This window comes from Mangrovimicrobium sediminis (genome assembly GCF_004745945.1).
GTDB lineage: Bacteria > Pseudomonadota > Gammaproteobacteria > Pseudomonadales > Halieaceae > Mangrovimicrobium > Mangrovimicrobium sediminis.
Window position 1 is genome coordinate 16,461 of record NZ_SRLE01000007.1, and the last position, 12,734, is coordinate 29,194.

The window sequence follows — 12,734 nt, forward strand, 5'->3', positions numbered from 1 at the left end:
GCTCTGTGACCCGCGCTCAGGCGACCTTGATCGCCATGTCCTCGAAGTTGTTGGCGCTGATGTGGATGCGCTTGGCGATCTCGCGCAGCTGCGCCACGATGTCGTGGTGGCGTAGTACATCCAGCGCGTTCGCCTCCTGGAAGCGCTGGGCCATCGCCTGTGCACACTGTTCCACCACCGCGTCGTAGCTGTCGTGAATGCGCTCGGCGGTATTCGCCAGTGCCCCCAGTTGCTTGCCGACCAGTTGCGCCGAGGCGTCCTCCAGTAACTCCGCCATGCTATCCAGCAGCGCGAAGATCGCCGCGTAGTCGGACAGCGATTCGATGCCGTAAACCTCGCGCTCGATGACGAAATGCTTGGTACTGAGCACCACCCAGTCCAGCTGGGTGAACAGGCGGTAGATCGACTCCTTGTCGTAGGGGGTGAGGAACACGTCCAGCAGCAGCTGCAGGTTCTGTGTCTTCAGCGCCGCCGCGCGCTTGGCATCCACGCGGATGCTGTCGAAAGCCTGCGCGTTGCCCGCCACGCAGGCCTCGTGCAGGTCGCGCACGATGCGTCGCGTCAGCGCGGTCTGCTCGCGGATCGCCGCGTTGAAGTCGACGGATTTCGGCAGGATGAATTTTGCGATGAACCCCATGTTTACCCCCAGATGCGCAGGCAGACATAACAGTAGGTGAAGCCCAGCCCGATGGAAATGGGCACGTTGAACAACCAGCCGGCGACGATGCTGCCGGCGGTCTTCCAGCGCACGTGCGCGGGTTTTTCCGCGGCGCCGAAGACGGTGGCGACGGAGTTGACCAGGGCGGCGTTGAGCTGGCTGGCGACCGAGTGCAGCAGGCGCACGCGGAACAGGTCGAAGCCCAGGGTCTTGATGATCTGCCAGCCGCCGAACAGGGTACCCGCGGTGATCGACGAGGCGCACAGCACGATCACCCAGTCCGGCACGAAGAATTCGCTGCTGTGGCCGCTGGCCAGCAGCATCATGGCGATCAGCGCCATGCCTTTTTGCGCGTCGTTGCCGCCGTGGGAAAAGCCCAGCCAGGCGACGCTCACATACTGCGACGCGACAAACAGGTGCTGCACCTGTGCCGTGGCCCGGGCCAGCGCGCGCAAAAGCAGCTTCATCAGCGCAAAGCCGAGCAGGAACCCGAACAGCGGCGAGAGGAACAGGCCCACGATCACCTTGGCCACACCCTCCAGGTGGCCCGCCTGCAGCGCCGCCAGGCCCCAGTTGATCTCACTGGCACCGACGGCGTAGAGGCCGGCGCCCACCAGTCCGCCGGCCAGCGAGTTGGACGAGGAGGAGGGGATGCCGAGGCGCCAGGTCACCAGGTTGTAGGTGACCGCCGCGCCGAGGGCGGCGATCACCAGGGTCTCGCCGACTACCGGACCGGCGCTGTCGATGCGCACGAAAGTGCCAATGGTGTCCGCCACGGCCAGCCCCACGGTGAACGGTGCGAGGAAGGTAAAAAACGTGAGCAGGGCGATGGCCACGCCGGGGCGCATGGCGCGCGAGGCGATGGCGGTGGCGACCATGTCGGCGGCGTCGTGGAAACCGTTGGTGAAATCGAACACGGCGACCATGACGACCACCAGGACCAGCAGCAGCGTGATCGTGTCCAAGGCGCGTCGCCCGCGTCAGGGCTGTGTCAGCCGGGCAACCAGGGGGCGACGAGTTTTTCGCTCTCCTCCCACAGCCGCCGCGCCGCGTCGTCGTCCTGCCCCGCCGCGCTGGTGGGAATGGCCTCGCGCAGGTAGAAGTAGCCGCCGGTGCTCGCGCCTGGCTCTGTGGCACTGGCCAGCCATACCAGCGTATCCGCCGCCACCTCCGGGGTTTCCCCTTCGAGGGTCGCCATGTAGTCCTGCATCTGCTGGTCGGCGTGGCTGGCAAAATTGCTGTGTACCACGCCGGGGTGCATGGCGTGGGCGACAATGCCGTCACCGGCGAGGCGTTTGGCCAGTTCCCGGGTGAACAGGATGTTGGCCAGCTTGGCGCGGCAATAGGCGGCGCCGGAAATGAACTGGCGGGTGGATTGCAGGTCGTCCCAGTCCAGGCCGTCGGTGTGTTCGTGACCGGTGGAGGAGACACTGACCACACGCACTGCGCCGGGGCCGGTGTCCGCCGCGGCCGCGCGCAGCAGCGGCAGCAGGCGCGCGGTGAGCAGGAAGTGCCCGAGGTGGTTGCTGGCGAAGGTGTTCTCGTTGCCCTCGGCGGTCATGTGCCTGTCGCGGGTGACACCGCCGGCATTGTTGAGCAGGGCATCGACGCGATCGGTCAGCGCCGCAATCTCGTCGGCGGCGCGCGCGGTGTCCGCCATCAGTGCCAGGTCGGCGCACAGCATCACGGCGGGGTTCGCTTCACTGGCACAGGCCTGCAACTCGGCCTGAGCCTGGGCGCAGCGTACGGGATTGCGGCCGATGCCGATCACCCGCCAGCCGGCGCGTGCCAGTGCCTTTGCCGCTTCCTTCCCGATACCGGAACTCGCACCGGTCACTACCGCGACCCGCGCGCTGTTTGCCTCGGACATGGACTTCTCCTGGGTTCGACGTGTGTCGAGCTTACCAGACCAGCGGCACGTGTTCCGGTCCGACCACGCCGCCGGGGCGGTACTCGATGGTGGTGCCGGGCTTGACGGAGAACTCGGGGATGCGGCGCAGCCATTCCTGCAGTGCGATTTTTATCTCCAGCCGCGCCAGGTGCGCGCCCATGCAGCTGTGCACGCCGCCGGCAAACGCCAGTACCGGCTTGCGCCGGCGGTGGAAGTCGGTCTCCTTGGGGTTGGGGAAGACGTCCGGGTCGAAGTTGCAGGTGGGCAGGATGGCCGAGATACGGTCGCCTTTTTTCATCTTCACGCCGTGGAACTCGTAGTCCTGGGACAGCATGCGGCCGGAGAACGTCACCGTCCACATGCGCAGCAGTTCCTCGACCTGGTTGTCGATGTTCTCCGGCTCGTCGATCAACTCACGCACCCGCTCGGGGTTGTTGGCCAGCCACAGCCAGATGTTGTTCAACGTGGCGAAGACAGTATCCAGGCCGCCGATGAACAGGAACACGACAAAACCGAAAATTTCCGGCGGGGTCATCGGCCGGCCATCGACTTCCGCGTGCGCGATGCGGCTGATGACGCGGTCGTCCGGGTGCTCGACCTTCTCGGCGATCACCTCCTTCAGGTAGCTGCTGATGGACTGCATGGCGCGGCCCATCACCGCCGGGTCCTGCGAGTGCAGCAGATCCATGGCCCAGTCGACGAAGGTGTCGCGCTTTTCCTGGGGCAGGCCCATGAGGTCGAGGAACACCATGACCGGCAGCGGCCGGCCGAAGGCGGTGGTGAACTCGCACTCGCCCTTGTCCTGGAATTCGTCGATCAGTTCGTTGGCCAGCGTGCGGATCTTGTCCTGCAGGGTGAGCACGGCCTTGGGCGAGAACACCGGGTCGAGGATCGCGCGGTACTTCTTGTGATGCGGCGGATCGATCTCGATGGGGATGAAGTAGAAATAGTCGTCCGGGTCGCGGGGGAAGGGGGTCGCACCCTCGTTGGTGAAGATCTCCGGGTGGCGCAGCATGAACAGGGCATCGGCATGCTTGATCAGCTGCCAGGCGTTGCCGTAGTTGTTCACCTCGTAATACACGGGCGGCATGCGCTCGTGCAGGTCGGCCATGAACCCGTGCGGGTTGACCAGGAACTCGGGTGAAAACGGGATGCCGGTGGTGCGCACCAGCGCCGGGTCGACGTGATCCGGGATGTTGTCGCTGCCGGCGATACGCGGGAATTCAGGGGGTACGGGGCGGGTTGCGTCGATTGCCATGGTCGTTCTCGTTATGTTGGAAATGGTCAACAGTGCTGCCTAATAGCGTAGTGAGATTCCGGCCCAAATGCCAGTGTTTCGGCACACCGCGCAAAGGGGCTTGCACCGCGCGGCGACAGCGGTCAAAATTGACGAATATTTAGTTATTTGGCCGAACTTTACTCTCCGGAGTAGAACTTTTGTAGCGACCGGCATACCGGCCCGGCGCCCTGGGCCGTCGATCGCGCTTTGGAGTCACGCATGACAGCAGTGCTGGAAATCGAGGATGTGTCCGCCGGATGGCTCTCCGGCGCGCTGGGCTGCGAGGTGACTGCCTTCGAGCGCCAGCGGGTAGGCACGGGCCAGACCGGCGCCTCCTATCGACTGCAACTGCAGACCGAAGATGGCCCGTCGTCGCTGATCGCCAAGGTCGCGCACGGTTCGCTGGAGGCACGCGGCCGGGTGAAAGGGGGGTACGCCGCCGAGGTCGGCTTCTACTCGCAACTGGCGGACACGGTGGACGTGCGCATGCCGCGCTGCTGGTACGCGCAGATTTCCCCGGACCACCTGCACTGCCTGCTGCTGCTGGAAGACCTCGCGCCGCGCCGCCCGGGCGTACAGGCCGAAGGCTGCAGCGTAGCGCGCTCGCGCGAGGCCATCCGCAACCTGGCGGGGCTGCACGCGCCGCACTGGAACGACGCCGCCCTGCACCAGTGCGGTTTCCTGATCAACACCTTTGAGCCCGGCCGCGTCGATTTCCTGATCGGTATCACCCGGCCCGCCGCCGCGCAGTTTGTCGAGCGCTACCGGGAACAACTGGGCGAGGAGGATTGCGCCACGGTGCTGGCCGCCGCGCAGTGTATAGACCGCTGGCTGCGCGCCGCGGACCGGCCGTTTTCCGTGATCCACGGCGACTACCGCCTGGACAACCTGCTGTTCGGTGACAGCGACGGTGATGTCTACGCCCTCGACTGGCAGACCGCCGCACTCGGCCCACCCCTGCGCGACCTGGCCTATTTCCTCGGCACCTGCCTGTCGGTAGAGGACCGTCGCGCGGCGGAACGCGAGCTGGTGACCCTGTACCACGATGAACTGCTGGCCCGCGGCATCCGCGACTACGACTTCGCGCAGTGTTTCGACGATTACCGGCTCGGCCAATTGCAGGCCACGATGATCACCACCATCGGCTGCATCTACGCCACCGGGGAGCGCAGCGCCGACAGCGACGCGATGTTCCTGGCCATGGCCAAGCGCTCCTGCGCCGCCATTCGCGACCTCGACACGCTGGCGTTGCTGTAGGCCAGGGTATCCGCCAACATTCCAGTTCCCGAGCATTCCAGGTCGCGCGCATGATTACCCGTTTCGACGATTTCCCGATTCACCAGACGGTGGACCCGATCGCCTACACCGCCACCAGCGACCGCTTTACCTACGACCGCTACTGGTACAACGGGCACTCCCGTGATGGCGCCGTGTATTTCGCCGTGGCCCTGGGGCGCTATCCCAACCTAGGTATTCTCGACTGCGGTTTCAGCCTGGTCATCGACGGCAGGCAGTATGCTTTTCACGCCTCGCGGCGTGCGCCGCGCGAGCCTTCGGAGACCGTGGTGGGTCCGTTCTCCCTGCAGATCCTCGAACCCATGGGTCGCCACCGCCTGCGCATCGAACCCAACGAGACCGGCATCGAGTGCGACCTGGTGTTCACGCCGCGCAGCTGCGCGATCGAGGAGGGGCGGCAGACCAAGCGCAATGAGCGCCACCTCATCCAGGACGTCACGCGCTTCGACCAGTTCGGCTTCTGGCACGGCTATATCCGCTGCAACGGCATCGAGCTCGCGGTGGATGCCAGCGAGACCTTCGGCCTCAAGGACCGCTCCTGGGGCATTCGCCAGGTCGGCGAGCGCTACACCGGCGGTGCGCCCATGCAGGCCAGCCACAACGTGCACTTCCTGTGGGCGCCGATCCACTGGCGCGAGCGCTGCACGCTGGCCGGCCTGTACGAGGATGGCGACGGCTACCAGTGGCACAGCGACCAGGCCATCGTCACTGCCGGCGCCGTGGCGCAAACGATCGACCCCGGCGATGAAAGCGGTCTCACCCAGTGGCGCGGCCGGGTCGAACACCAGCTGTGCTTCGAACCCGGCACGCGGCGCGCGAGTTCCGCGCAGATCCGCATGCAGGACCGTGATGGTGAGAACATCGAGATCGACCTCGAGCCCGTCGCCCTGTTTCGCATGAAGGGCATCGGCTACCAGCACCCGGAGTGGGGCCACGGCGCCTGGAAGGGCGAACTGGCCATCGGCGCCGAGAGCTGGGACTGCGATGCCCCGGACCCGCTGGCCTGGGAGAACCTGCACATCCAGCAACTGGTGGTGGCCCGCTGCGGCGACGAGGTGGGTTACGGCGTGCTCGAGCAGATGCACATCGGGCCGTATGCGCCCTATGGGCTGGAGGGCATGTTCGGCGGCGCCCCGGGGGCGGATCAGCCGCTTCCCTGAGGCCGGGGCGCATCGTCGCGATTGCGCGTGCCGCTATTTCGGTGGCGGCTTTTTCCGTCGCGGCGTTTTCAATTTTGGTTTTGCCGGGCTGGTCCGGTCTCGGCTGTCTCGCTGACCGCTAACTTCTTTACGGCCAACTCCTTCACCGCTACCACCGATAGCGCTATCGAAGCGGTCCCAGTACGGCGGCTCGCCGTAGTAGCCCTGGATCGATTCGACAAAGCAGCGCAGCTTGTTCGCCAGCAGCTTGCGGTGGGCGTACACCGCGTACAGGGCCAGGGGCGGGGGCTCGTGATCGGGCAGCAGCACCTGCAGGTCGCCGGCGGCAATCGCCTCGCCGCAGATAAACGTCGGCTGCAGCACGATACCGCCGCCGGCGATTGCCGTCTGCACCAGTACGTCGCCGTTGTTGCTGGCCAGCGCCCCGCGCGGCGGGCTGCCTTCGCCCAGCCAGCGCTGTAGCGCGTCGTCGGCGTCGCTGTCGCGGTAGCCGTAGCGCAGGTAGCGGTGGCCGGCGAGGTCCTGCGGTTGCTGCGGCGTGCCGTGGCGCTCCAGGTACTGCGGGGCGGCGCACAGCACCAGGCGCACCGGCGCAATGCGCCGGGCGATGAGGGATGAATCCCTGAGCTGGCCGATGCGCAGGGCGACATCGAAACCCTCCTCGACGATATCCACCTTGCGGTCATTCAGCTGCAGGTCGATACCGACCTCCGGATACGCCTGTTGGAAATCGTTGAGGAAGTGGCCCAGGTGGCGCATGGCGAAGGACACCGGCGCGCTGACGCGCAACTCGCCGCGGGCCTCCCCGTGCAGGTCGCCCAGCTGGTTTTCCATGTCATCGATATCGTCCAGCACCTGCTGCGCCTGCTGGGCGTAGCGGCTGCCGGCCTCGGTGGGGTGCACGCGGCGCGTGGTGCGGTTGAGCAGGCGCACGCCGAGGTGCTGCTCCAGCTGCCCCACGTACTTGCTCACCAGCTGCGGCGACATCGACAGCCGTTGCGCGGCGGCGGTGAAACTGCCTTCCGACACCACCGCGACGACGGCGCGCATCGCGTCGATCCGGTCCATGTTGTTCTCCGCTCGGGTTTTCAATCGCAATTATCAATGTATCGTTGATAATTAAGCAATGATTGCCCGATTAATAATCCAAATCGGTGATAGTAATCTAGGCCCCATGCTTGAGGTGCCGGCGAGCGAACAGCACGAAGCCGCCACCGCGACCACAAACACCTACGATCAAAGCGAGGGTACCACCATGAACAAGGCAATCACCGATACACTTCTGGCATCGTCTGGCGGCTACGCCGCGCTGCTGCTGCGCGTTCCGACCGGCATCATCCTGGCGGGCCACGGCTCGCAGAAACTGTTCGGCTGGTTCGGCGGCTACGGCCTGGAAGGCACTGGCCAGTGGATGGCGAGCATCGGCCTGGAGCCGGGCTACCTGATGGCGCTGCTGGCGGGCAGCGCGGAATTCTTTGGCGGCCTGGCCCTGGTGCTGGGACTGCTGACCCGCCCGGCGGCGCTGGTGACCGCGTTCACCATGCTGGTGGCGATTCTCAGCGTACACATCGGCAACGGCCTGTTCCTGGCCAACAACGGCTACGAATTCGGCCTCAGCCTGCTGGCAGCTACTGCCGCGCTGGTGATCCAGGGTGCGGGTGAGATCTCCCTCGACGGCCTGTTGCACAAAGCCCTGGCCGGTGGTTCCAGCCAGCGCAGCTCGCTGCTCGGCCGCCCCGCGGTACGCGGTGCGTGATCCGCTGATCACTTCCTCCGGTGCCGGCCGCGTTGCGGCTCGCAGCATAGCCCGCGCGTCGGTACCGGAACCTGTTTCCCGATTCTGAGGGTGCTTCGATGAACAGCAATACCCAGGTGCTTTTCCTCTCCCACGGTGGCGGCCCGCTGCCGCTGCTGGGTGACCCCGGGCACGCCGCCCTGGTCGAACGGTTGCGCGAGATCGCCCCCGGCCTGCGCCGGCCCTCGGCGATACTGGTGATCAGCGCGCACTGGGAGGCGCCGGTGGCGACAGTCACCGGGGCTGCCAACCCCGAACTCATCTACGACTACTATGGTTTCCCGCCCGAATCCTACGAGATTCGCTACCCCTGTCCCGGCCAGCCCGCGCTGGCGGATGCGGTGGCCAGCGCAGTGGCACAGGCGGGTATCGCCGTGGAGGTCGACACCCAGCGCGGCCTGGACCACGGTGTCTTCGTGCCCCTGAAGATCATGTACCCGGCGGCCTCGATACCCTGTGTGCAGCTCTCACTCACCGGGGATCTCGACGCGGCCGCCCACCTGGCCCTGGGGCAGGCCCTGCGCGCCCTCGAGTTCGAGAACCTGCTGGTGATCGGTTCGGGTTTTTCCTTCCACAATATGCGCGCGTTCGCCGCACGTACGCCGGCCGCGCTGGAACACAACCGGGCGTTCGAGGCGTGGCTGCAGGAGACCATCGCATCACCGGCACTCACCGAGGCCGAGCGCGAGGCGCGCCTGCGGGACTGGGCGCAGGCGCCCGGTGCCCGTTTCTGCCACCCGCGGGAAGAACACCTGCTGCCCCTGCACGTCTGCTATGGCCTGGCGGGCAGGGCCTGCGATGAGGCGCACAGTGTTCCCGTGCTGGGCTATGCCAGCAGCCAGTTTCTCTGGAGCCGGTGAGCGGGTGTGGCTATATATCTGAAATACCTGGGTGTATAGAAAATCAATATTTCGGGAATAAAGTACGCTACATTGCTTTGGTTATGACGTGTCGTATAAAGCCATAGACTTGGTAAAACCACTGTATATACAGTGCTAAATCCCGTTTACATTTCGTTACATTCTTTTTCATTTTTTTCTCGGTATTCCTGCATAGCGATCTCCTGCTGAAGTCCGCTTTAATCGACTCAACTCGTCGTTTGGCAGCTGCTGCAACAACAGCGCGCTGAATGAACGACGGACATCATGAGCGAGACAGGAGTGAGAACAATGAACAAGTCGATGATTACAGGCACCGTCATGGGTATCGCTGTCGCCACTGCAGCCGGCAGCATCGCGGGCTACAGCATGTTGTCCGATGGGGATGCCGCCGAAGTGGTTGCGGTGGAGCCGATCACCCGCCAGGTGTCCACACCGCGCGAGGAATGCGCGGACGTCGTGGTCACCAAGCAGGCGCCGGTCAAGGACAAGCATCGTATTGCCGGTACGCTGATCGGCGCGGTCGGTGGTGCGCTGGCTGGTGATGCCATCGGCGGTGGCGGCAAGAATACCGGTGCCAAGGTGGCGGGCGCCGTGGTTGGCGGCGTGGCGGGCAACCAGGTGCAGGGCAGCATGCAGGCCAACGACACCTACCAGACCACCGAGCGCCGCTGTAACACCGTCAACGACGTGAGCGAGGAGACCGTCGCCTACCAGGTCACCTACGAGCTCAAGGGCAAGACCGGCACCGTGCGCATGGACTACGACCCGGGTTCCACCATCCCGGTGCGTGACGGCGAACTGGTGACGACCCGCAACAACGGGTAAGCAAGCCCGCCGCCCTCCGTAGTACACTGCCGGGATCATCCCGATAAGCATAACTACGGAGGGCCCCTGCATGGGCACGCTTGGCGTTCACCAGATGTGCGCGCTGGAAATCCAGCCGCTTGAACTTGTACGCATCGCCGCCGAGGTCGGCTGCCAGGAGGTCTCGGTGGTCTCCCAGCCCCTCGACCCCGCCAATAATATCTTTCCACTGGTGACGGCGGACAACATCGCCGCCCTCAAGCAGGAACTTGCAGCCACCGGCGTTGGCGTGGCGAATATCGAGGCGTTTCCGATCGCGCCCGCCGCGCCGGTAGAGGCCTATCGCCCGGCGCTCGAACTGGGCGCGTCGCTCGGCGCACGCGGTGCCACTGCGCTGCTGTTCGATACCGAGGAATCCCGCGTGGTGGAGACCCTGGCGCGCTTCGGTGAAGTGGCCGGGGAGTACGGCCTGCGCGTGGGTATCGAGTTCATGGCACTGTCGCCGCGCTGGAATACGCTGGAGAGCATGCGCGACCTGGTCGTAAAGGTGGGCAGCTCCAACGTCGGTATCGGCATCGACCTGTTGCACCTGGTGCGTTCGGGAGGGAGACCGGCCGACGTACTCGCCCTGGACCCGGCACTGTTCGCCTACGCCCAGTTGTGCGATGGCGCCAATCTCGACGTGACCACCGATTATGTCGAGGAGGCAGTAGGCAACCGCCTGGCGCCGGGGGAAGGCTGTTTCCCGGTGGTCGATTTCCTGCGCGCCTTACCCGCGGGCGCAGCGGTGGAACTGGAAGTGCCGCAACCGGTGACGCGCCCCGCGCTGGAGCGCATTGGTCACGCCGCGCACTGTGCCCGCGAGCAACTGGCTGCCGCTGGCCGCTGAATCCGTCGCCAGCCTACAGCAGGGTGCCGCCCTCCACTGCGAGCACCTGGCCGGTGACGAAGGCGGCGCTGTCCGCGGCAAAGTAGATCACCGCCGCGGCCACTTCCTCGGGTCTGGCCAGTTTGCGCTCCAGCACGCCGCCGGGGCGTTGCATCTTCTCCCGGTCGGCCGGGTCAGCCTGGGCCAGGCGCGCGAAAAATGCACTGTCCGGGCGAAAGCGGCTGCCGCTGCTGAACGCCTCCGGGTCCTCTGACACTGTGCCGTAGGGCGCCACGCAATTGACGGTGACGCCGTGCTGGCCGAGCTCCTTGGCCAGTACTTTGGTAAAACCGTGGACGGCGGCCTTGGCGGTGGAGTACAGGCTGAGCATGTAGTCGCCCACCAACCCGGCGGTGGAGCCGATGTTGATGATACGGCCACCTTTGGCCGCGACCATTGTCGGCAGCACGGCGTGCGTCATGCGCAGCAGGCTGAGCAGGTTGAGGTCGATATCCGCCTGCCAGTCGTCCGGGTCCGAGTCCACGAACAGGCCAGCGCCGACATTGCCGCCGGCATTGTTGACCAGCACCGCGATCGGTCCCAGGGCCTGCGCTGCGCTGACGATACGCCCGGGGGAGGCCGGGTCCAGCAGGTCCGCGGCGACGAACTCCGCGCCCGCCGCCCCGCGCTCCAGCGCCTGCGCCACGACGCGTGCGCCCGCGTTTTCATCGCGACCGACCACCACCAGTTGCGCGCCCTCTGCGGCGAAGGCGAGCGCGATGGCCCGGCCGATATTCGCAGTAGCGCCGGTCACGATGACCACCTTGCCTGCCAGTTGTGTATCCACATTGTCTCCCGCGTCTATCGAATTTAGGTCCCGCTATCGGCCGCCGGCCATAGGCCGTGTGATCGCGCCGCCTGCAAGCGGCCGCGGACTGGCCGGCGCCGTCGCCGCGGTGCTAGTCTAGCGGCGTCACCGCGCGCTCGTCGCCCCAGGCGGCGCGCCAGTCCGGCATAAGGATTACAACACCATGGGACTGCAGCACAAGCTCGACGAACTGATCGACATCCCGCGCCTGAGTACCTGGCTCGATGCGCACCTGCCGGAACTCGGCGATGGCCCGCTGCAGGCGAGCCTGCTGCACGGCGGGTATTCCAACGTGGTGGTCAACCTGGAGCGCGGCCGCCACGCGGTCGTCATGCGCCGTCCCCCGGCGGTCCCGCCGCCGGGCAGCGAACGCACCGTTTTGCGCGAGGCGCGGGTGCTCACCGCACTGGCCGGCACCGACGTACCGCACCCGCACTGCTACGCCAGCTGTGACGACGATAGCGTGGTTGGCGCGCCGTTTTACATCATGGAAAAGGTCGAGGGCTGGTCCGGGCAGGTGATCGACCAGAAGGTGGTGCATCCGGCGCCCTTCGATCGCATGCCCTACGAGTATCGCATTCCCTTTGCCGTGGTCGATGCGCTGGTCGCGCTGGCCAATGTCGACTACCTGGCGGTGGGCCTCGAGGGATTCGGCAAGCCCGACAACTACCTGGAACGACAGGTGGACCGCTGGTCCGGCCAGCTGCGTTCCTACAAGGAAAAGTACAATTACCCGGGCCGCGAACTGCCGGGCTACGACCTCACCGAGCGCTGGTTGCGGGACAACATTCCGCCGGCGGCCAAACCCGGCATCATCCACAGCGACCTCGGCACGCCCAACATGCTGTTCGCCCATGAGCCGCCGGCGCGCCTCAACGCGTTGATCGACTGGGAGTTGTCGACGATCGGCGACCCGATGGTGGACATGGGCGGTTTCTGCAGCGGCCTGCGCGACGAGCGCACGCCCGACCTGACACCCAACTCCCTGCACGACACCAGCCAGTGGCCCACCCGCCAGGAGCTGGCGCGCTATTACGCCGCCGGTACTGGCCGCGATGTCAGCCACCTCGACTACTACCTGATTCTGGCGCGTTTCAAGGCCGGCTGCATTATGGAGTACAAGGTCGCCCAGGCTGCCGCCGGCAAGCTCGACGCGAAAGTGGGCGCCTGGTTTGCCGAGATCGTGGCGGACTGTTTCACTACCTCCGCCGAGCACATCCGCAAGTTCTGTTGA

13 protein-coding genes are annotated in these 12,734 nt (G+C 65.7%); 7 read left to right on the forward strand and 6 right to left on the reverse strand.

Features of this window, described 5'->3' with window-relative positions; translation table 11 throughout:
- Nucleotides 1-16 precede the first annotated feature (16 nt).
- Genes E4634_RS09630 through E4634_RS09645 form a run of 4 tightly spaced genes read right to left on the reverse strand, consistent with a single transcriptional unit; the run spans nucleotide 17 to nucleotide 3,807 of the window.
- The gene (locus tag E4634_RS09630; RefSeq protein ID WP_135443315.1) at nucleotides 17-637 is read right to left on the reverse strand and encodes a DUF47 domain-containing protein; all 621 of its coding nucleotides are present in this window, start codon (nucleotides 635-637) and stop codon (nucleotides 17-19) included.
- 2 nt (nucleotides 638-639) lie between these two features.
- Nucleotides 640-1,623: an inorganic phosphate transporter gene (locus E4634_RS09635; protein ID WP_135443317.1), complete on the reverse strand. Its 984-nt coding sequence runs from the start codon at nucleotides 1,621-1,623 to the stop codon at nucleotides 640-642.
- A gap of 26 nt (nucleotides 1,624-1,649) precedes the next feature.
- Nucleotides 1,650-2,528, reverse strand: a complete 879-nt coding sequence (locus E4634_RS09640; RefSeq protein WP_135443319.1) for an SDR family NAD(P)-dependent oxidoreductase — start codon at nucleotides 2,526-2,528, stop codon at nucleotides 1,650-1,652.
- Nucleotides 2,529-2,559: 31 nt separating this feature from the next.
- Nucleotides 2,560-3,807: a cytochrome P450 gene (locus tag E4634_RS09645; protein WP_135443321.1), complete on the reverse strand. Its 1,248-nt coding sequence runs from the start codon at nucleotides 3,805-3,807 to the stop codon at nucleotides 2,560-2,562.
- 240 nt (nucleotides 3,808-4,047) lie between these two features.
- Here E4634_RS09645 and E4634_RS09650 point away from each other — a divergent pair, with 240 nt between their 5' ends.
- Both E4634_RS09650 and E4634_RS09655 read left to right on the forward strand, forming a co-directional pair.
- Entirely contained in the window at nucleotides 4,048-5,085 is a 1,038-nt protein-coding gene (locus tag E4634_RS09650; protein ID WP_135443323.1) for a phosphotransferase family protein, read from the forward strand.
- A 50-nt stretch (nucleotides 5,086-5,135) separates the two neighbouring features.
- Nucleotides 5,136-6,284, forward strand: coding sequence for an Rv3169 family protein (locus tag E4634_RS09655; protein WP_135443325.1), 1,149 nt, complete (start codon nucleotides 5,136-5,138; stop codon nucleotides 6,282-6,284).
- A gap of 33 nt (nucleotides 6,285-6,317) precedes the next feature.
- Here the strand turns inward: E4634_RS09655 and E4634_RS09660 are convergent, their stop codons facing one another.
- Complete coding sequence (locus E4634_RS09660; RefSeq protein ID WP_135443327.1) at nucleotides 6,318-7,352, reverse strand: LysR family transcriptional regulator; 1,035 nt, start codon at nucleotides 7,350-7,352, stop codon at nucleotides 6,318-6,320.
- A gap of 187 nt (nucleotides 7,353-7,539) precedes the next feature.
- On the opposite strand from E4634_RS09660, the gene E4634_RS09665 reads away from it, so the two are divergent.
- The 4 genes from E4634_RS09665 to E4634_RS09680 all read left to right on the forward strand — a co-directional run bounded on the left by E4634_RS09665 (nucleotide 7,540) and on the right by E4634_RS09680 (nucleotide 10,653).
- On the forward strand, nucleotides 7,540-8,040 hold the full coding sequence (locus E4634_RS09665) for a DoxX family protein (protein ID WP_135443329.1): 501 nt from the start codon (nucleotides 7,540-7,542) through the stop codon (nucleotides 8,038-8,040).
- Between the two features lie 98 nt (nucleotides 8,041-8,138).
- Nucleotides 8,139-8,939, forward strand: a complete 801-nt coding sequence (locus tag E4634_RS09670) for a DODA-type extradiol aromatic ring-opening family dioxygenase (protein WP_135443330.1) — start codon at nucleotides 8,139-8,141, stop codon at nucleotides 8,937-8,939.
- Nucleotides 8,940-9,248: 309 nt separating this feature from the next.
- On the forward strand, nucleotides 9,249-9,785 hold the full coding sequence (locus E4634_RS09675; protein WP_135443332.1) for a glycine zipper 2TM domain-containing protein: 537 nt from the start codon (nucleotides 9,249-9,251) through the stop codon (nucleotides 9,783-9,785).
- Nucleotides 9,786-9,855: 70 nt separating this feature from the next.
- Nucleotides 9,856-10,653 carry a sugar phosphate isomerase/epimerase family protein gene (locus E4634_RS09680; RefSeq protein ID WP_135443334.1) on the forward strand — a complete coding sequence of 266 codons (798 nt, stop codon included), beginning with the start codon at nucleotides 9,856-9,858 and terminating at the stop codon, nucleotides 10,651-10,653.
- Nucleotides 10,654-10,666: 13 nt separating this feature from the next.
- Here E4634_RS09680 and E4634_RS09685 read toward each other — a convergent pair whose 3' ends face one another.
- Nucleotides 10,667-11,479 carry an SDR family NAD(P)-dependent oxidoreductase gene (locus E4634_RS09685; RefSeq protein ID WP_135443336.1) on the reverse strand — a complete coding sequence of 271 codons (813 nt, stop codon included), beginning with the start codon at nucleotides 11,477-11,479 and terminating at the stop codon, nucleotides 10,667-10,669.
- Nucleotides 11,480-11,663: 184 nt separating this feature from the next.
- Here E4634_RS09685 and E4634_RS09690 point away from each other — a divergent pair, with 184 nt between their 5' ends.
- Complete coding sequence (locus E4634_RS09690; RefSeq protein ID WP_135443337.1) at nucleotides 11,664-12,734, forward strand: phosphotransferase family protein; 1,071 nt, start codon at nucleotides 11,664-11,666, stop codon at nucleotides 12,732-12,734.

Coding starts and splice junctions, on each gene's coding strand:
- E4634_RS09630 (WP_135443315.1), bottom strand. CDS start 637: ATGGGGTTCATCGCAAAATTCATCCTGCCGAAATCCGTCGACTTCAAC.
- E4634_RS09640 (WP_135443319.1), bottom strand. CDS start 2,528: ATGTCCGAGGCAAACAGCGCGCGGGTCGCGGTAGTGACCGGTGCGAGT.
- E4634_RS09645 (WP_135443321.1), bottom strand. CDS start 3,807: ATGGCAATCGACGCAACCCGCCCCGTACCCCCTGAATTCCCGCGTATC.
- E4634_RS09650 (WP_135443323.1), top strand. CDS start 4,048: ATGACAGCAGTGCTGGAAATCGAGGATGTGTCCGCCGGATGGCTCTCC.
- E4634_RS09655 (WP_135443325.1), top strand. CDS start 5,136: ATGATTACCCGTTTCGACGATTTCCCGATTCACCAGACGGTGGACCCG.
- E4634_RS09660 (WP_135443327.1), bottom strand. CDS start 7,352: ATGGACCGGATCGACGCGATGCGCGCCGTCGTCGCGGTGGTGTCGGAA.
- E4634_RS09665 (WP_135443329.1), top strand. CDS start 7,540: ATGAACAAGGCAATCACCGATACACTTCTGGCATCGTCTGGCGGCTAC.
- E4634_RS09670 (WP_135443330.1), top strand. CDS start 8,139: ATGAACAGCAATACCCAGGTGCTTTTCCTCTCCCACGGTGGCGGCCCG.
- E4634_RS09675 (WP_135443332.1), top strand. CDS start 9,249: ATGAACAAGTCGATGATTACAGGCACCGTCATGGGTATCGCTGTCGCC.
- E4634_RS09680 (WP_135443334.1), top strand. CDS start 9,856: ATGGGCACGCTTGGCGTTCACCAGATGTGCGCGCTGGAAATCCAGCCG.
- E4634_RS09690 (WP_135443337.1), top strand. CDS start 11,664: ATGGGACTGCAGCACAAGCTCGACGAACTGATCGACATCCCGCGCCTG.